Source organism: Amycolatopsis sp. AA4, from assembly GCF_002796545.1.
Classification (GTDB): Bacteria; Actinomycetota; Actinomycetes; order Mycobacteriales; family Pseudonocardiaceae; genus Amycolatopsis.
Window position 1 is genome coordinate 1889388 of the sequence record NZ_CP024894.1, and the last position, 16370, is coordinate 1905757.

General features: G+C 69.9%; 15 protein-coding genes. 12 read left to right on the forward strand and 3 right to left on the reverse strand.

The window, feature by feature from the left end; translation table 11 throughout:
- The first annotated feature begins 146 nt into the window (after positions 1-146).
- On the forward strand, positions 147-1109 hold the full coding sequence (locus CU254_RS09045; RefSeq protein ID WP_009074872.1) for a hypothetical protein: 963 nt from the start codon (positions 147-149) through the stop codon (positions 1107-1109).
- A gap of 63 nt (positions 1110-1172) precedes the next feature.
- Positions 1173-2624 carry a class I adenylate-forming enzyme family protein gene (locus tag CU254_RS09050; protein WP_009074874.1) on the forward strand — a complete coding sequence of 484 codons (1452 nt, stop codon included), beginning with the start codon at positions 1173-1175 and terminating at the stop codon, positions 2622-2624.
- Positions 2625-2690: 66 nt separating this feature from the next.
- On the opposite strand, the gene CU254_RS09055 is transcribed toward CU254_RS09050, so the two are convergent.
- The gene (locus CU254_RS09055) at positions 2691-3395 is read right to left on the reverse strand and encodes a trypsin-like serine protease (protein ID WP_009074876.1); all 705 of its coding nucleotides are present in this window, start codon (positions 3393-3395) and stop codon (positions 2691-2693) included.
- A gap of 227 nt (positions 3396-3622) precedes the next feature.
- Between CU254_RS09055 and CU254_RS09060 the strand changes: the two genes are divergently transcribed.
- The 4 genes from CU254_RS09060 to CU254_RS09075 are packed head-to-tail and all read left to right on the forward strand — an operon-like array spanning position 3623 to position 5868.
- Positions 3623-4078, forward strand: a complete 456-nt coding sequence (locus CU254_RS09060) for a hypothetical protein (protein WP_037713049.1) — start codon at positions 3623-3625, stop codon at positions 4076-4078.
- A 5-nt stretch (positions 4079-4083) separates the two neighbouring features.
- On the forward strand, positions 4084-4866 hold the full coding sequence (locus tag CU254_RS09065) for a hypothetical protein (RefSeq protein WP_009074879.1): 783 nt from the start codon (positions 4084-4086) through the stop codon (positions 4864-4866).
- Positions 4866-5237 carry a hypothetical protein gene (locus CU254_RS09070; protein ID WP_100266738.1) on the forward strand — a complete coding sequence of 124 codons (372 nt, stop codon included), beginning with the start codon at positions 4866-4868 and terminating at the stop codon, positions 5235-5237. The genes CU254_RS09065 and CU254_RS09070 overlap by 1 nt, the downstream gene beginning before the upstream one ends.
- A 49-nt stretch (positions 5238-5286) precedes the next feature.
- Positions 5287-5868, forward strand: coding sequence for a hypothetical protein (locus tag CU254_RS09075; protein WP_009074883.1), 582 nt, complete (start codon positions 5287-5289; stop codon positions 5866-5868).
- 31 nt (positions 5869-5899) lie between these two features.
- On the opposite strand, the gene CU254_RS09080 is transcribed toward CU254_RS09075, so the two are convergent.
- Positions 5900-9844: a type VII secretion protein EccC gene (locus tag CU254_RS09080; RefSeq protein ID WP_009074885.1), complete on the reverse strand. Its 3945-nt coding sequence runs from the start codon at positions 9842-9844 to the stop codon at positions 5900-5902.
- A gap of 135 nt (positions 9845-9979) precedes the next feature.
- Between CU254_RS09080 and CU254_RS09085 the strand changes: the two genes are divergently transcribed.
- Genes CU254_RS09085 through eccD form a run of 6 tightly spaced genes read left to right on the forward strand, consistent with a single transcriptional unit; the run spans position 9980 to position 15357 of the window.
- Positions 9980-10756, forward strand: a complete 777-nt coding sequence (locus CU254_RS09085) for a WXG100 family type VII secretion target (RefSeq protein WP_009074887.1) — start codon at positions 9980-9982, stop codon at positions 10754-10756.
- Between the two features lie 27 nt (positions 10757-10783).
- Entirely contained in the window at positions 10784-11821 is a 1038-nt protein-coding gene (locus CU254_RS09090) for a WXG100 family type VII secretion target (RefSeq protein WP_009074889.1), read from the forward strand.
- A gap of 3 nt (positions 11822-11824) precedes the next feature.
- Positions 11825-13171 carry a WXG100 family type VII secretion target gene (locus tag CU254_RS09095; RefSeq protein WP_009074891.1) on the forward strand — a complete coding sequence of 449 codons (1347 nt, stop codon included), beginning with the start codon at positions 11825-11827 and terminating at the stop codon, positions 13169-13171.
- Positions 13172-13176: 5 nt separating this feature from the next.
- On the forward strand, positions 13177-13668 hold the full coding sequence (locus CU254_RS09100) for a hypothetical protein (RefSeq protein ID WP_009074893.1): 492 nt from the start codon (positions 13177-13179) through the stop codon (positions 13666-13668).
- Positions 13661-13984: a YbaB/EbfC family nucleoid-associated protein gene (locus tag CU254_RS09105; protein WP_009074895.1), complete on the forward strand. Its 324-nt coding sequence runs from the start codon at positions 13661-13663 to the stop codon at positions 13982-13984. The genes CU254_RS09100 and CU254_RS09105 overlap by 8 nt, the downstream gene beginning before the upstream one ends.
- Positions 13981-15357 (forward strand): type VII secretion integral membrane protein EccD, encoded by a 1377-nt coding sequence (gene eccD / locus CU254_RS09110; protein ID WP_009074897.1) that lies wholly within the window; start codon positions 13981-13983, stop codon positions 15355-15357. The genes CU254_RS09105 and eccD overlap by 4 nt, the downstream gene beginning before the upstream one ends.
- Here eccD and CU254_RS09115 read toward each other — a convergent pair.
- Positions 15347-16369 (reverse strand): Lrp/AsnC family transcriptional regulator, encoded by a 1023-nt coding sequence (locus tag CU254_RS09115; protein ID WP_009074899.1) that lies wholly within the window; start codon positions 16367-16369, stop codon positions 15347-15349. The two genes, eccD and CU254_RS09115, sit on opposite strands and share 11 nt — an antisense overlap.
- Position 16370: the final 1 nt, after the last annotated feature.

The window sequence follows — 16370 nt, forward strand, 5'->3', positions numbered from 1 at the left end:
CACGCTAGAAAAAGAGCGGGTGTGGTCAAACGGCACAACTGCCGGTCGCTTTGACGGCACTATTACCCACAGGTGAGGCGGGCCCTACCTCGGAAACGGGGGACGACGCCAGTGCCCGGCGCCCCGCCCGCGACCAGGCTGATCCCATGACTTCCTGGGGATCGCGGCTGTTCCGGCTGCATCGGCCGCTCGGCGTGCTGGCCGGGGCGATGGCGGTGCTGCTCGTCGTGTGCGTGTTCGGGCTGCTTCTGGATGATCGCACGCTCGTCAACGCGCCGCTGTGGGCGAAACCGTTCAAATTCGCGGTTTCGGTGGCGTTGTACGCACCGACTCTGGCGTGGCTGTTGTCGCTGGTGCGGCGGGGCCGCCGGGCCGGCTGGTGGATGGGCACGGTGTTCGCGGTTGGCATAGGCACCGACATGGCGCTGCTGGTGTGGCAGGTGCTGCTGCGGGACCGTCCGCTGCACTTCAACCACGCGACGCCGGCCGACGTGACGATCGGCAACATCCTGGCCACCGGCGCGTTCACCGCGTGGGGCGCGACCGCGGCGGTGGCCGTGCTGCTGCTGTTCCAAAAGCTGCCGGACCGCGCGCTGACGTCCGCGCTGCGGTGGGGAACCGCGCTCGCGGCGGGCGGTATGGGACTGGCTTTGGCGATGTTTTCGGCCAGCCCGGCGCAGCAGCAGGTGCTGGACGGCGGCGGCAAACCGTCGATGATCGGCGGGCACACGGTCGGTCTCGAGGACGGCGGGCCGGGGCTGCCGCTGCTGGGCTGGAGCACGGTCGGCGGGGACATGCGGATCACGCATTTCGTGGGGATCCACGCGATTCAGGCGTTGCCGCTGCTGGCGCTCGCGTTGGTCGCGTTGTCGCGGCGCTGTCCGGTGCTGTCCAACGAACTCGTGCGGCGGCGGCTCGTGTGGACCGGTGCGGTCGGGTACGCGGGGGTCATCATTGTTACGGCGTGGCAGGCGGTGCGCGGACAGTCGATTGTGCGGCCGGACTTTTGGACGCTGGCCGCGACTTTCGGCTTGGTCGCGGTGGTGGCGCTGGGCGGCTTGTGGGCCGTGCGGGTTCCCGCTGAACGGTATGCGCTGAGAGGATTCTGAGATCTCTCCGGTACCTCTTGCCGGGCCAGTCGCGGGTGGCTGGCCCGACGGGAGGGCGGGGTCATGGTATTTCCCCAGGAACTGCTGGATTCGCTGCGGCGCGCGCCGGACGACGTCGCGTTCGAGCACGGGGAGCGGCGGGTTCGCCGGGGCGAGGTGCTGGACCTGGTGGGCCGGTTCGCCGCCGGGCTGCGGGCGGCCGGGGTGCGGGCCGGGGACGGGGTCGGGATCGCGACCGGGGTGACGCCGGAGGGGTGGGCCGCGCAGATCGCGGTGCAGACGCTGGGGGCGCGGGCGGTGGGGGTGCGGGCGGGGTTGCCCGCGGCGCATTTGGCGGCGGTGCTGGACGGGGTCGCGGTGGTGGTGACTGATTCCGATTCGTTTCAGCTGCCTGGGGTTCGGGTGCTGCGGGTCGGGGCGGAACTGCTTGGGGCGTATGAGGAGCCGGTGCCTTGCGGTCGTGCTGGGGATATCGGGTGGGTGGTGTTCACGAGCGGGAGCACGGGGCTTCCCAAGGGGGTGGCGTATCGGTTCGATGCGTTGGGGGAGTTCGGGATCGAGCAGCGCGGGGAGACGCCGGAGGGGGAGTATCGGCGGTTTTTGCTGTTCGGGACATTGAGCAGTGCGGTGATGGTGTTGCATTTGCAAGCCTGTTTGCTTGCTGGGGGGACGGCGGTGATTCCGGAGGGGGCACCGGACTTTCCTTGGATTTTGCCGCGGTTGGATATTACTGCGGCGTTGGTGACGGTTCCTCGGCTGTATCGGATGTTGGATGTTTTGCGGCGGGAAGCTGTGGATCTTTCTTCGTTGCGGGCGTTGACGGTGGCTGGGTCGCCGGTGGAGCCCGGGTTGCTGGCTGAGGGGTTCGAGCGGATCGGGTCGGCGTTGCGGCAGGGGTACGGGCAGACTGAGACCGGGAAATTGACTGTGTTGTACCGAGAGGACGTCGATTGGTATCCGGAGGCGATCGCTTCGGTGGGGTTGCCTTGCGACGGTGTTTCGGTGGAGGTCCGGGACGCTGTCGGGCACGTGGTTCCCGCGGGGGTTTCCGGGGCGGTTTTCGTTCGTGCGGCTCGGGTTTTCGCGGGGTACTGGGGGGATCCCGCGTCGAGTCGTTCGGTGCTGGTTGACGGATGGGTTCGCACGCAGGACATCGGGCGGTTGGACGAGCGCGGGTTTTTGTATCTGACCGGGCGCGCGCGGGATGTGGTGATCGTCAACGCGGTGATTCATTACACCGGGCCGATCGAGCGGGTGCTCGCTTCGCATCGCGAGGTGGATCAGGCGTACGTCGTGGCTGTGCCGGATGAGCGGACCGGAGAGGCGGCGCACGCGTTTGTTGTTGCCGCGCCTGGGTGCGTGCCTGATCCGGTGCGGTTGCGGGAGGCGGTCGCCGCGGAACTGGGCGAGGGGGCGGTTCCGGCTTCGGTGACCGTGGTGGGGGAGGTTCCTGTTGCGGCGTCTGGGAAGCCGGACAAGGGGGCATTGCGGGGGATGGTTTCGCGGGGCTCTTAAACGCCGTGAAGGGCTCCTTGAGGGAATCAGATTCCCTCAAGGAGCCCTTCACGGACGTTGGGTTATTTAGACGCCTGCGGTTTGCTTGATCCAGTCGCGGCTGTTGGCGACGCTGGCGTAGTTTTGGGTGCCGTGTTCGTCGCTGCCGGAGTTTTCGCCGGTCGAGCAGACGCCCACCTGCACGCCGTCGGCCAGTTGCGGGCCGCCGGAGTCGCCGTGCCAGGAGGAGCCGGTGACGCCCTTGCTGGCTATTGCCTTGCCGTTGAAGGCGTCCGTGCTTTCGCCGGTCACCTGGACGTCCGCGGTTTTCAGGGTGTCCGAGGGCGGGCTCTGGTCCTTGGTGCGGCCCCAGCCGTAGATCTGGTTGGTGGCACCGGTTTCCGGGTCCTTGTCGGCGAGCTTCAGGTACGTCGCGTCGACTGCGGACTTCAGGTGCAGCAGCGCGATGTCGCCGTTGGGAGAGGCCTTTTGCTCGTCGACCGCGGCCTCGGTGCCCTGGCCCAGCGCGACGTCGCCGACCTTGACGTGCATGCCGCCCTTGTTCAGGCAGTGTTGCGCGGTGAGCACCCACTGCGAGGCGATGATCGTGCCGGAGCATTCGAAGCCGCCGTAGTCGGTGACGTCGTCCCAGAACACCTGAGCGCCCCACGGGGCCGACTTCACGGTGTCGCCGCCGATGATGTGCGTGTCGGCACTGGCCGGGACCGCCGCCCCGACTCCGAACGCCATCGCCGCCCCGGCGACTACCGCCGCCGCTTTCGCGTAACGCATGGAAAATCCCTCCGGCTCGGTGGTGATTTCCCGACCGTAGGCGGCATGTGGAAATCCGGTAACCTACGGAAGTCGGTCTTCGATCCACGTTTCGCGGAGGCGCCGTCGGTGTCACGCCGCCGGCGGCTTGCTCCGGACGGGTGAGCGCGGGTAGTCCGGGTGCGGAGCCGGCGTTCGGGACGCCGGTACCTTTCGGGGCAGAGCTGGCGGCGATACCTGGGAGCGGAATGCACACGGTGACGTTCGGCGCGGCGAGCGGGGACCGGCTGGTGATCGCCGTGCACGGGCGGATGCACCCCGGTGCGGACGATTTCTGGGACGGGAACTGGCTGGTCAGCCCGATCGAGATCGTCTCGGGCGGGTTCACCACGCGATTGGCCGCCGGATTGCGGGCCGATGAACTGCGGGAGTTCCGGCGGGAACTGGCGGCGTGCCCGGAGTCCGGCGGCAGCGCGCGGCTGACGTCAATGGAGGAATGGCTCGAGCTGACCGTGACCGTGGCGCCGGACGGACGGGTCGAGGCGGAGGGCGTGGCGGTCGCGGATCATTCCAGCGGGAACCGGTTGTCGTTCCGGATCGAGGGGATTGAGTACGCGCAGTTGGCGGAGGTGGTGGCTGGGTTGAGGGCGATTGAGCGGGTTTATCCGGTTCGCGGAATTTCCGACGGAATCCCGGTAGACTGAGCGTCGTGGACTTCACCGGCCGGATCGCCGACGTGCTGGCGTGGCCCGGCGGGACTGTTCTTTCCGGGGCGCGTCGCTTTGCCGACAAATGGCTTGCGGAGGAAGGGAAATCCGTCGCTCCGATCGCCGCTCCGTCCGGAGTGGACCACGCAATCCTGGCCCGGTTGCGCACCGCGGCGAGGTTTGTCGGCGCGACCGAGGTGCTGCGCTGCGGTCTCGAACCGGGGGCAGCGACCGAGCGGCTGGCGGTGGGTTCCACGTTGACGGGCGGTAGTTCAGTGCTGTTCGTCGTGCCCGACTTTTCCGGTGCGGTGCTAGCCAGCGGCGGGGGATATGTGCTGGTGGCAGGCACCCGGTTGTTCCTCGCCGGTGCCGTGCCCGGGGGTGTCGACGACGCTCGGGCCCGGTTCGGGCGGGCGGCACGGCAGTTGGTTCAGCAGTATCCGGAACTGCCCGGCATCGCGGCGAAGTACCGGCCGGTGGAGCATTCCTGGGCCAAGCGGAGCGAGGCGCCCGCGGAATCCGGGGTGGGACGGCGGTTGGCTGCGATGGAGTCGTTCGTCCGCGGGGAAGTGACCGGTCCGGAGTTCGCGAGGACGTGGTATGCCGCTCGGATGCTTTCCCTGGAACGGAACGAGAGATCGCGGGGCCCGCTCGGGAAGGTGCTGAACCATCTCTTCTTCGTGCTGGAGGACTATCCGATCGACCCCGCGCTGCGCGAGCCGGGCGACCCGACGGACGAGGAATTGCTCGCCGAAGTGCGTGCGGCCCTGCATCGGCTCGCGTGATGGCGTACGAGATCCGGTTGTACTGCCGGACTGGCGGGCTCAGTGCCGCTGCCGGGTTCGAAGCGTTGACAGCGACGCTTCCCGTCGAGAATCGTTGGGAAGGCGAGGGTTGGGTGTCCGCGGACGTCGGGTTTCAGCTCGAGGTTACGGCGGGGACGCCGTTGCTCGCGGGCCTGATCGCGGAGGCGGGGCCGGACCGGACGGGCGCGGCTGATGCGCTGGTGACGCTGACACTCAGCGGCGAAGTCGAGTGGTCGAGAGTAACGGCGGTGTGGCGGACCGCGAAGTCGTTGTGGGACGCGGTTCCGCACGACGACGGCTCCGGCTTCGCGGTGGACCTCAACGAGTTGGACGGGATGGTGGCAGAGTGAGCTGCGTCTTCGACATCGACCTCCGCACCGCCGGGCGGAGGATGCCCCGGTGACGGGCTGGACGTGGCCGGTGCTCGAGCCGGTGGCCGGGATGTCGCACCGGGAGCGGTTCGCCTGGTGGATCGGCGGCGGGCAGTTGCCCGAAGGACTCAACCGAGACGGCTGGAGCGAGTTCCTGCGGCTGCTGTTGAACGGATTGCGAGCCGAACTCGGCCCGGACGGGACTGACGATCCGCCATGGTCGGAGGCGGAGAAGGAGCTGTATCTGCGCACCGCCTGCGACGTGCTTTCGTTCGTGGAGACGTGCGAGGTGATCGGGGCGGACCGAGTGCTGGACCGGCAGCTGTTCCTGTCGATCTGGCTCGTCGAGTTCGGGTTTTCGTTGCCGGACAAGCGGTATGGTCCAGAGGATGCCGTCCGGCGGATCATGGCGGTGGTGACCCCGGAGCGAATCGACGAGTGCGCGCGGCTGAGTCCGGAGTGGACGAAGCGGTCCACGCCGGAGATCGCTCGGATGCATCGGGTCAAGCAGTTGATCAAGATTGCCGGTGTGCTGCGTGAGTACCTGGCGGATCCGGAGATGCGGGCTGTGGTGGCGCGGTGGGAAGTGCTGTATCCGCGGTTGCCTTGAGAGAGGACCTGGCTCGCGACCCGAGTCCTGCTCAGTCCTCCACCGGCTTGGTCCACGCCACCTGCACCAACTCCACCCCATGCCGTCGCGAAACCAGCGTCCCCCGGCCGGCGGGCTGCGGCGAAGGCTTCACATCGCCCAGCAGTGCACCCTCCTCCTTGCCGCCGGACATGACCAGCCCCGGCGAGCCCAATTCCCGCACCCGCTGGATCACCGCTTCGTACAGGCCCCGCCCGGCGCCGCCGGAGGAGCGGGCCAGGATCAGGTGCAGGCCGATGTCCCGGGCTTGCGGCAGGAATTCCAGCAGGGGCAGCAGTGGGTTCCGGCCGGCGGTCGCGACCAGTTCGTAGTCGTCGATCACCACGTACAGGTCCGGGCCTCGCCACCACGAGCGGTTGCGCAGTTGGTCCGGCGTGACGTCCGGGCCGGGGAGGCGGTTGCGCATCGCGGTCGCGCATTGGTTCACCAGGTCGGTCAACGTGTTCTCGGCGCCGGCATAGCCGAGCAGGTGCGGTTGGTCCACGACGCCCAGCAGGCCCCGGCGGTAGTCGCCGACCAGGATCAGGGCCTCGTCGGGCGTGTTGGTCGCGCAGATGCCGGTGATGAGGGCACGCAGCAGGGAGCTCTTGCCCGATTCGACGTCGCCGAAGGCCAGGAAGTGCGGGTCCGTCCGGAAGTCCAGGTGGACCGGGCGCAGGGTGGATTCGGCCAGGCCCAACGTGATCCGGCCGCGCGGGGCGGCGGGGAGGGAGTCCAGCGGGACTTCTGGGGGCAGCAGGCGGACCTGGGGGGCGCGGGGGCCGGTCCAGGACGCCGAGATCCGGCGGACCAGGTCCAGGCCGCCGGCGCCTACGGTTTCCGGGCGTTGGTCGGAGTCGATGCGCGGGAGGGCAGCGAGGAAATGCAGTTTGTCCGCCGTCAGGCCGCGGCCGGGGCGGTCGGCGGGGACGTTTTGCGCGATCTTGCGGTCGATCGACGAGTCCGCGGGGTCGCCGAGGCGCAGTTCGAAGCGGGTGCTGATCGCGTCGCGCAGCTGCGCGCGGGCGCCGATCCACTGGTTCAGCGAGACCAGCACATGGATGCCGAATCCGAGACCGCGCTGGGCCAGTGCGGTGATTTGCTCTTCCAGCCGCTCGTATTCGGACCGGATGGTGGTCCAGTTGTCCACGAACAGGAACACGTCGCCGAACTCGCGGTCGTCGCTGCTTTCGGCGAACTCGCCGCGGCGGCTGCGGAAGGCGGCCATCGACTCGATCCCGTGCGCGGCGAAGAATTCTTCCCGCTGTTCCAGCAATGTCACGAGTTCCGCGACGACCCGGCGGCAGCGTTGCGGATCGCGGCGGGTGGCGTAGCCCGAGACGTGCGGGAGGCCGGCGATCGGGGCCAGCGCGCCGCCGCCCATGTCCAGGATGAAGAACTGCACCTCGGCGGGGGTGTGGGTGAGCGCGAGCATCGCCGCGATGTCCTTCATCAATGTCGACTTGCCGCTTTGCGGTGCGCCGACGATCACCGCGTTGCCCGCCGCGCCGGAGAAATCCGCCCACAGCATGTCGCGGCGCTGTTCGAAAGGCTTGTCCACCAACGCGACCGGGATGGTCAGCTTGCCGTTGCCGCCCCAGCCGAGCGGACACAAACCGCGGCGGGGGTCTTCGCCGATCGGCGGCAGCAGCTGGTCCAAAGTGGGCGGTTCGGCCAGCGGCGGCAGCCAGATCTGGTGCGCGGCCGGGCCGCGTCCCTCCAAACGGGACAGCATCGCGCCGATGATGGTCTCGCCGGTGCCCTTCTCCGCGGCTTCGGCGGCGGGCTGTTCGGCGACGGGGACTTCGACCGGACCCAGCGTGAACGGCAGCACCCCGAGTTGCTGTCCGTCCGAGCGCACGATGCGGCTGCGCGGCGGGAGTTCGCCGGAGACATACGCGGCCTTGAGCCGGATCAGGGTGTCGTTGTCGGACTTCAGGTAGGCCGAACCGGGTACCGGCGGCAGTTGGTATGCGTCGGCGACACCCAGCACCGCACGGCTTTCCGCGGCGGAGAACGTCCGCAGGCCGATCCGGTACGACAGGTGCGAGTCGAGCCCGCGCAGGCGGCCTTCCTCGAGCCGCTGCGACGCCAGGAGCAGGTGGATCCCCAGCGAACGGCCGAGTCGGCCGATCGCGACGAACAGGTCGATGAACTCCGGCCGCGATGACAGCAGCTCGGAGAACTCATCGATGATCACCAGCAATGACGGCAACGGCTGCAGCGGCGTGCCGTCCGCGCGCGCCTTCTCGTAGTCGCGCACCGACGCGTAATTCCCGGCCGAGTGCAGAAGTTCCTGCCGCCGCAGCAATTCTCCGTTCAACGCGTCCGCCATGCGGTCGACGAGCGCGAGGTCGTCGGACAGGTTCGTGATCACCGCGCAGGTGTGCGGCAGGTTGGTCATGCCCGCGAACGTCGCGCCGCCCTTGAAGTCGATGAGCGCGAGGTTCAGCTTCTCCGACGAATGCGTGACGGCCAGCGCGGTGACCAGCGTGCGCAGCAGTTCGCTCTTGCCCGACCCGGTCGCGCCGATCACCAGCCCGTGCGGACCCATGCCGCCCTCGGCGGATTCCTTCAGGTCTAGTTCGACCGGACGGCCTTCGGGGTTGACGCCCAGCGGAATCCGCAGCCGGTCGCGTGCCGGGCGCGGGGCCCAGGTGACGGTCGGGTCGGTGTCGCGCGGGTCGCCGATGCCGAGCAGTCCGGCGAGGCCGAACGTCGAGGACATCGGTTGTTCGCTGACCACGGCACCGCCTTGGTGCAGCGGCGTCAGCATCCGGGCGAGCGCTTCGGCCGCGCCGTGGTCGAGCCGGTCCGGCGTGCCGAGGAAGCCGAGCCGCGCCTCGGTGCCGTCGAGCACCACCATGCCGAGTTGTTCCGGGGAGACGTGCAGGCTCAGCAGCCGGTCGGTCGACGTCGCGCGCGGCTGGTCGCCGCCGATCTCCAGCACCGTGATGCCCAACCGGCCTTCTTCGGCCAGCAGGCGCGGTTCGCCGTGGGAGTCGCCGCCGTCGACGACGAGCACGAGGTGCGGCAGGTCCGCCGACGCACCACGCCGCGAGAAGGCCGGGCGGTCGCCGAGATCAGGGCCGAGCAACCGCGCCAGTTCCGCGGCGTTGTCCGCGAACAACCGCCGCGGCCCGGTCGCGTCGGCGAGCACCGGCGCGGTGGCGTGCGGCAGCCATTTCGCCCAATCCCAGTCGTGCGAACGGTCCGGGGCCACGCAGAACGCGACGCGCAGATCGGTCGGGGAGTGGAAAGTGACCAGCTGCGCCAGCACCGCACGCGTCATCCCGAGCACGTCGAACCGGCGGCCGGACAGCGTCGCGGCCGCGTACGAACGCAGCGAAATCGAAACCGGCAGGCCCTCGACCGTCGAAAAAGTCTGGATGAAGTGCTTGAGGTTGGTGGAGGAAACCGGGTCCAGCTCTTCCAGCGGCGCGATCTGCGGCGCGCGCAACGGCGTCGCGAGCGGCTGCGGACCGGTGGCCGCGCGCACCATCGCGAACGAGCGGTCGCCGCGGCGGCGGTCCCAGTGCTGGTCGGTTTCGACGTACGCCCACAGGTCCGCCGGATCCGGCTGCTGCGCGATCAGCGTGGCGCGCTGCGAATCCGCGACCGCGCGCACCCGCGTGCGCAGGCCCGCGAGGTATCGCTGGTAGTCACGGCGCTCCTCGTTGATCTGCGCCTTCTTCGCCATGCCGCCGCGGCCGAGCGACATCACGATCATGCCGCCCATCGCGGTGACGAACAGCGCGCCGAAGATCCAGGTCATCACCCCGCCGTCGCGTCCGATGTAGACGAACGACATCGCGCCCATGCCGAGCATCATCGGCAGGAACATCATGAGCTGCATCACGCCGCCGGAGCCGCTCTTGGGCAGCATCGGCGGGGACTGCAGCATGATCTCCCCAGGCTGCTCGCCGAGCAGGCCGAGGCGGTCGCGGGGGGCACTCATGCCCCGTATTTTGGCCGCCGGTTGCCCGGTCGCGGTGGGTACTTTTGCCGTCCGCTCGCCCGGCGGCGCGAACTTACGCTCTGCGCAGACGCTCCGCACCGGTGCGTCGTTCGCGGGAGACCGGGAGGGAGCGCCATGGGCACGACCGGCGAGTACCGGGCCGAGCCGGAGGCCATGCGCTCCACCGTCGGCAACGTGGGCGGCATCATCGCCCACGGCATCAACGCCGTCGCGGACCTGGAAAAACTCGTGCTGCAGCCGACGACGTTCGCCAGTTTCGGCAGCGTCGTCGCGGCGGCGAACGAGGCGCTGCACTCTCAGCAGGTGACTGCGGTGCGCTCGCTGCTGCAGCTGCTGCAGGAGATCAACGGCCTGGTCAAGCACAGCGCGGACGCCTACCAAAGCGCCGACGAAGCAGTCTCCGAGGGCTACGGCGGGGGCGGGGGAAACTCGGCGCCGTCGCTGACCTCGATCTGGGGGACCCCGCACGCGGCGCACCTGGCCGCGGCGGCGATCACCGACAGCGCGGGCGCACCCGGCGAACCTGCTTCGGTCGGCAACGTGCTGCGCTACCTCGGCGACGCGGACCTCGGCAGGCTCGCCGAGCATCCGCTGACCGACGCGAGATTCCACGGCGTCGCGGACTTCAACGACTGGCTCGCCGGCGACGCCGACAACCAGGCGCGCGTCGGCCTGATCGAGGTCTATTCGGGCACCGCGCGCACTTTCGGCGACGTGCCCGGCGGCGTGCACAGCGGCGACGTCGTCGTGGTGGAGCCGCTTCTGCTGCCCGACCACCAACCGGTGATCGGCGTCGCCGGGGACGGCGGCGCCCTCTACAACCATGGCCTGCTCGATCCGGGCCTCGGCGGACTGGCCAAGGTCAGCGTGTACCGGCCCGCCTCCGTCTGACCCCGATCCCCGACCAAGTGAGGTCCGATGCTCTTCCCGAACTCCAGCGCGATGGACGCCACCGCTTCCGGCGGGGGCCCGATCACCGTGCTGCCGCAGATCGTCACCGGCCAGCCGGAGCAGATCGCGAAGCACGTCCTCGACCTGCTGCACAAGGCCGCCGAGCTGACCTCGCTCTACACCGAGCTGAGCAAGGCCGCCGACCAGCTCGGCAAGGTCTGGTCCGGCGGGGCCTCGGAATCGGCGCTGCAGAAGATCTCCCATTCGCTCGACCAGCTCACCAAGATCATCAACGTGATCGAGAAGGGCGCCGAACTGCTCGGCGTCTCGGGCACGCTGGTGAAGGCGGCGCAGGAGGCGTACCGGTCGGTGGTCGCGGCGGTGAACCCGACCGTCGCGTCGCTGATGTCGAACTGGTGGACCTACGGGGCCGCGGTCGCGCTTTCCACCGCCACCAGCGCGACGCTGCGCGGATTCATCACCGCGGTCGGCGGCCTGCTGAAGGCGCTCGGCGCGGGCGATCTCGCGAACCAGATCACTCAGGTCGCGACGATCATCGGGGACATCGAAAAGCTGTTCCACCACGGTTCTTCCGACGCCAACGGCGCGGCGGGCAACGCGGCCGTCTCGGGTACTCCGGTCAGCTCGCCGCAGCTGCCCGCGCCGGTCGCGAGCGCGTCCGGGCAGGCGGCGATCGGCGGCAGCGGCGGGGGAGTGCCCGGGGGCAGCCCGTCGTTCACGAACTACACGCCGCCCGCGTTGTCGAACGGCGGCTGGCCTTCGGGCAGCGGCACTGGGGGCTGGCCGTCCGGCGGCGGCGCCGGGATCGGGGCCAACCCGGGCAACAGCTGGATTCCGGTGGACCCGGCTCCGGCTCCGGCCCCCGCGCCTTCGGTGCCCGGACAGTCGACCGGTGCGCACGAGGTCGTGATCCACACCGACCTGACCACCGGGCAGTCGACGGTCGAAGCTCCGGCCGGACAGGACGTGGACATCGATGTCGACGTCACCTACCAGGGCAAACACTTCCAGCAGCACGTCGACATCGACGCGAAGGGCGCGTAGCCGGTGGCCGTGGACGCGTCCGGAGTCGTCAGCTCGGTGCTGTCGAACTACCGGCAGGTGCTGGTCGAATACCAGCGCCGGGTCACGGGCGACCCGGCTGCGCTCGAGGCGGCGGCGAACCGCTGCGGCACCAACGCGTCCACGATTACCGGCAAAGCCACCGAAATCGCGGACGCTGCCACGGCATTGCACGCTGACTGGGACGGTGCCGCGTACACCGCATACGCGACAGCTGCGGCCGATGTCGCGCACGCGTTGACCGAAGACGGCACGAAGCTGGCCGATCAGGGCAAACGGTTGTCGATGGCCGGACAGCTGTTGCGGTGGGCGCGCTCCGGGGTCGATTCGGTTGTCGCGCAATTCGATCAGTACGGCGCGCAGCTGATCAACCAAGCCCGCTCGGCGGATCCGAACGCGGTGGGCGCTTTTATCGCCGCGGCAAGGGATTTGGGCGAACAGGCGGTCGCGGCGGCCGGCCAGGTCGCCGAGGAGCTTTCGGACGCGCTGGCGGAGTTGTTCCCCGCGCCGTGGGCCGGGCCGATGAGCAAGCCGGGCAAGCTGGGCAAACGCGTCTACGGCCCGTTGTCCTGGGTGAACGGCGACACGCTGGACGGACGCAACAGGCCGCGTTCGGCTCCGTCCTGGTTCGGCAATTCCGGCTGGAAGAAGCTGACCTGGAACGGACTCGAAGGCACCCGCGCGCCGAAGAAGGCGGACACGCCGTTCGGGCAGCCGAAGCAGAAGACCGCGATCGGCCGGGCCACCGAGATCACCTACTACAAGACGGCGCACGAGCAAGACGGGTTCATCCCGGAGTACGACGGGAAAATCTCCTCGCAGGGCTGGGACGCGAAGGCGTCCGGCCACGCGGAGCTGGGGTTCCGGGAGGACATCGGGACCAGCGGAAGCTACGGCGTCGCGCACGGCAGCGCTCGCGGTTCCGCTTTCGCGGGCGGCGAGGTCGGCGCTTCGGGACAGCTGGGGATCCACGGGCTGGGCGTGCACGCCAACGCTTTCGCCGGCGGCAAGCTGGAGGGCCAGGTCGCGGCGGACGTCGCGGGGGTCGGCGTCGGCGCGAGCGGGAGTGTCCAATATGGAATCGGCGCGCAGCTCGACGGCCAGTTCGTGTACGACAACGGCCATTTGAAGATGAACTTCAAGGCCGGTGCCGCGTTGGGCCTCGGCGCGGGCGTCGGCGCGAAGATCGACATCGACCTGCCGAAGGTCGGAGCGGCGGTCACCGAATACGGCGGCGCGGCGATCGACGCGGTCGGCGACGCCGCGGGCCAGGCGGCGGACGCGCTGGGCGGGGCTTGGGACGACGCCGTGCAGTACGTGGGTTCGTGGTGAGTGCCATGGCGGATCTGGTGACGCTCCCGCTGGGCTTCGACGTCCCGGAGGGCTGGACGCCGGTCCCGCCGATCGCGCCCGGGCTGGTTTTCGTCGCGGTGCACCCGAATCCGAAGGCGGAGTTCACGCCGAACATCACGCTCGGCATCCAGCAGCGCCAGAATTCCGTGCCGATGAACGACATCGCCGGCGAAGCCGTCGAACGGCTCGGCCGTACGATGGCGTTGCTGGACGTCGTCGACCGCCAGGAGGTCGGCGGTCCGGCCGCGCCCGGCTGCACCCAGACCTTGCGGATGCGCACCGGCGAAGGCCAGGATCTGCTGCAGATCCAGGTGTTCCTGACCGTGCCCGGTCCGGCCGGGCGGGTCGTGCTGGAACTGGTCTGCACGGCCGATCCGCGGGACGCGCGCCCGCTCGTCCCCGACTTCCGGAAGTTCGTCGCCAGCGTGCACGTCCGCCGGGAAACCCCGCAGGAGAAGGAGAACGACGGTGACTGAACCGTATGCCGTGCCGGACCTGGACGAGCTGCTCGCGCAGGTCCGCAAGCAGACCGAAGAGGTGCAGCGGATCCAGCGCTCGGTCGAGGCGATGGAGGTCAAGGCCGCCTCGCGGCAGAACGAGGTGACCGTGACGCTGCGCGGCGACGGCCGGTTCACCTCGGTCGACATCGACCAGCGCGCGATCCGCGAATTCGACGCGCGCACGCTGTCGGAGATCGTCCTCGAAGCGGTGAACGCGGGCCTGCAGAAGCTGGCCGAGGCGAGCAGCGCGAAGTTCGCCCCGGTGATCGAGGCGGCCAGGTCCCAGCAGTGAGCGCGCCGGCCGTCGCCGGGTCGACCCGGCGCGTCACGATCGTCACCCCGCGCGCCAGGGTGGACGTCGCGCTGCCGCAGCAGAGCACGTTCGCCGAACTGGTGCCGCAGCTCGTCCGGCTGGCCGGCGCGGCCGGGCAGGCGTCGGCCGAGCATCCGGGCTGGGTGCTGTCGCGGCTCGGCGGCGCGCCGCTCGCGCTCGGGCTCACCGTGGCCGCCGCGCAGGTGCGCGACGGCGAGGTGCTGCACCTGACCCCGCGCGAACGTCCGCGCGGCCCGCTGCTGTTCGACGACGTCGTCGACTCGATCGCGAGCGTCGGCGAATCCGCGTCGACCGCGTGGGGGCCGAAAATCGCCCGCCGGGCCGGGATCACGGCGGCCGCCCTGCTGTTGTTCGCGGGCGGGCTGCTGATCCAGGCGTCGCTGGCGGGCAGCGTGCTCGCGCCGATCGGCACCGGACTGCTCGCGATCGTGCTGCTGCTCGGCGGCGGTGCGCTGAGCCGGGCGTACGGCGATTCGGGCGCGGGCGCGGCCGGTGCGCTGGCCGGGGTGGGCGTGGCGTTCCTGGCCGGAATGTCTTTGCTGCCCCCGCATCCGGTGTTCTCGCTGTCTGCCGGACCGCTTGCCGCGGGGCTCGCGGCGGTGACGGTTTACGGCGTGCTGGCGGCGGTTTCGGTGGCCGACCGGCTGCCGTTCTTCGTCGCGGTCGTGGGTTCGGCCGGGATCGGCGCGATCGCGACCGGCGTCGTGCTGCTGACCGGGGCGAAGCCGGTGGCCGCGGCGGCGGTCGCGGCCGTGCTGGCGACCGCGTTGGCGGCCGTCGCGCCGATGCTCGCGCTGCGGCTCGGGCGGATGCCGCTGCCGCGGGTGCCGGACGACATGGAATCCTTCCGCGCCAACGAACAGCCGTCGCTCGGCGCGGAAATGGCCGGGCGGACGACGTACGCGCAGGCGTTGCTCACCAGCCTGCTGGTGGCGCTCGGACTGGTCGTGATCGGTTCGTCGATCGTGCTCACCACCGGCGGGGCATGGGAAGCCGGGCTGGCGGCGCTTCTCGGGACGGCGTGGATCCAGCGTTCGCGCGCGTACGCGGGCCGCACGCAACGGCTGGTGCTGGTCGGCTTCGGGCTTGTCGCGTTGCTGACCGCGGGTTTCTGGCTGATCGCGGCCGACCAGCGGATCGCGCTGCTCGCGGCCGGGCTGGCGCTGGTGCTGGCAGCGGTGGTGTCGCTGATCTACGCGACGCGGGTCGCGCGCGGGGTGCGGTCGCCGTATTGGTCGCGGTTGCTGGACATCTCGGAGTTCCTGGTGCTGTTGTCGCTCGTGCCGTTCGTGGCGTTGATCGCCGGGGTGTACGAGGCGGTCAGCGGCTGAGCGGACTGGCCGCTTTCAGCGTCCGCAGGACCGGCGCGGTTTCGCAGGAGCGGATGCCGGGCAGCGCGCCGAGCCGGTGGGTGAGGTAGCGGTGCAGGGCCGGGGGATCGGCGCAGAGGGCGTGTGCGAGGAGGTTCGTCGGCCCGGTGGTCGCGGCGACGACGGCCAGTTCGCGGTGGGTGGCGAGTTCGGTGGCGACGGCGTCGAGATCGGCTGGGGCCACAGCCATCCACAGCAACGCTTGCGTGGTCGCGCCGAAGAGCCGGGCGTCGATTTCCACGTCGAAATAAAGGGTTTCCGCCGCGCGCAGGTCGGCGATCCGGCGGGCGACGGTCGCGGCGGACCAGCCGGTGAGGTTAGCCAACTCGGTCTGGCCGAGGCGGCCGTCTCGCTGCAACGCGGTGAGCAACGGTTCGTCGGATGCGGTCGCTTCGACCTGCGTGGCGCGAGTTTCGGGCTCCAGCTGACGACGTTGGGCGTCGGTGAGGATTTCCGCGCGGCCTAGCCACGCGGTGGGGCCGCCGTGATACAGGTGCAGCAGCTGGTGCGCGGAGACGGCGGTGATGCCGGTCGTGCGCGGGATGTCGTGCAGCAGCAGGCCGTGCTCCGGCGTCGAGCCGTGGGCGGTGTGGACGATGACGCAGATTTCCGTGCCGCCGCCGGCGAGTTTGACCCATGTCGTGTCGGTGCGGCGGACGAGCGCGTCGGCGACCCGCTGCGCGACGGCCGGGACGACGGTGAGCCGCACGAGCCACTGCGTCTGCCCGGCGCGATGCGGTGCGGCCAGCCCGACGACGCGCAGTCCAGCTTCCGCGCGCAGCCTCCGGTAACGGCGCGCGACGGTCTGCGTCGAGACGCCCAGAACGGCGCCGATCCGCGCGAACGGGGCGCGGCCGTCGATCTGGAGCGCGTGGACGAGAGCCTGGTCGAGGTCGTCGAGCATGGCTTGATTCTGCACGAAACTGTCCTCAGTGGAAGATTTCTGCTCGTTCGCGCCAGTGGCTGGAATCATG

What these genes read in the sequence shown, in the direction of transcription:
- CU254_RS09045 (WP_009074872.1), top strand. Translation starts at nt 147, where the DNA reads ATGACTTCCTGGGGATCGCGGCTGTTCCGGCTGCATCGGCCGCTCGGC.
- CU254_RS09050 (WP_009074874.1), top strand. Translation starts at nt 1,173, where the DNA reads ATGGTATTTCCCCAGGAACTGCTGGATTCGCTGCGGCGCGCGCCGGAC.
- CU254_RS09055 (WP_009074876.1), bottom strand. Translation starts at nt 3,395, where the DNA reads ATGCGTTACGCGAAAGCGGCGGCGGTAGTCGCCGGGGCGGCGATGGCG.
- CU254_RS09060 (WP_037713049.1), top strand. Translation starts at nt 3,623, where the DNA reads ATGCACACGGTGACGTTCGGCGCGGCGAGCGGGGACCGGCTGGTGATC.
- CU254_RS09070 (WP_100266738.1), top strand. Translation starts at nt 4,866, where the DNA reads ATGGCGTACGAGATCCGGTTGTACTGCCGGACTGGCGGGCTCAGTGCC.
- CU254_RS09080 (WP_009074885.1), bottom strand. Translation starts at nt 9,844, where the DNA reads ATGAGTGCCCCCCGCGACCGCCTCGGCCTGCTCGGCGAGCAGCCTGGG.
- CU254_RS09085 (WP_009074887.1), top strand. Translation starts at nt 9,980, where the DNA reads ATGGGCACGACCGGCGAGTACCGGGCCGAGCCGGAGGCCATGCGCTCC.
- CU254_RS09090 (WP_009074889.1), top strand. Translation starts at nt 10,784, where the DNA reads ATGCTCTTCCCGAACTCCAGCGCGATGGACGCCACCGCTTCCGGCGGG.
- CU254_RS09100 (WP_009074893.1), top strand. Translation starts at nt 13,177, where the DNA reads ATGGCGGATCTGGTGACGCTCCCGCTGGGCTTCGACGTCCCGGAGGGC.
- CU254_RS09115 (WP_009074899.1), bottom strand. Translation starts at nt 16,369, where the DNA reads ATGATTCCAGCCACTGGCGCGAACGAGCAGAAATCTTCCACTGAGGAC.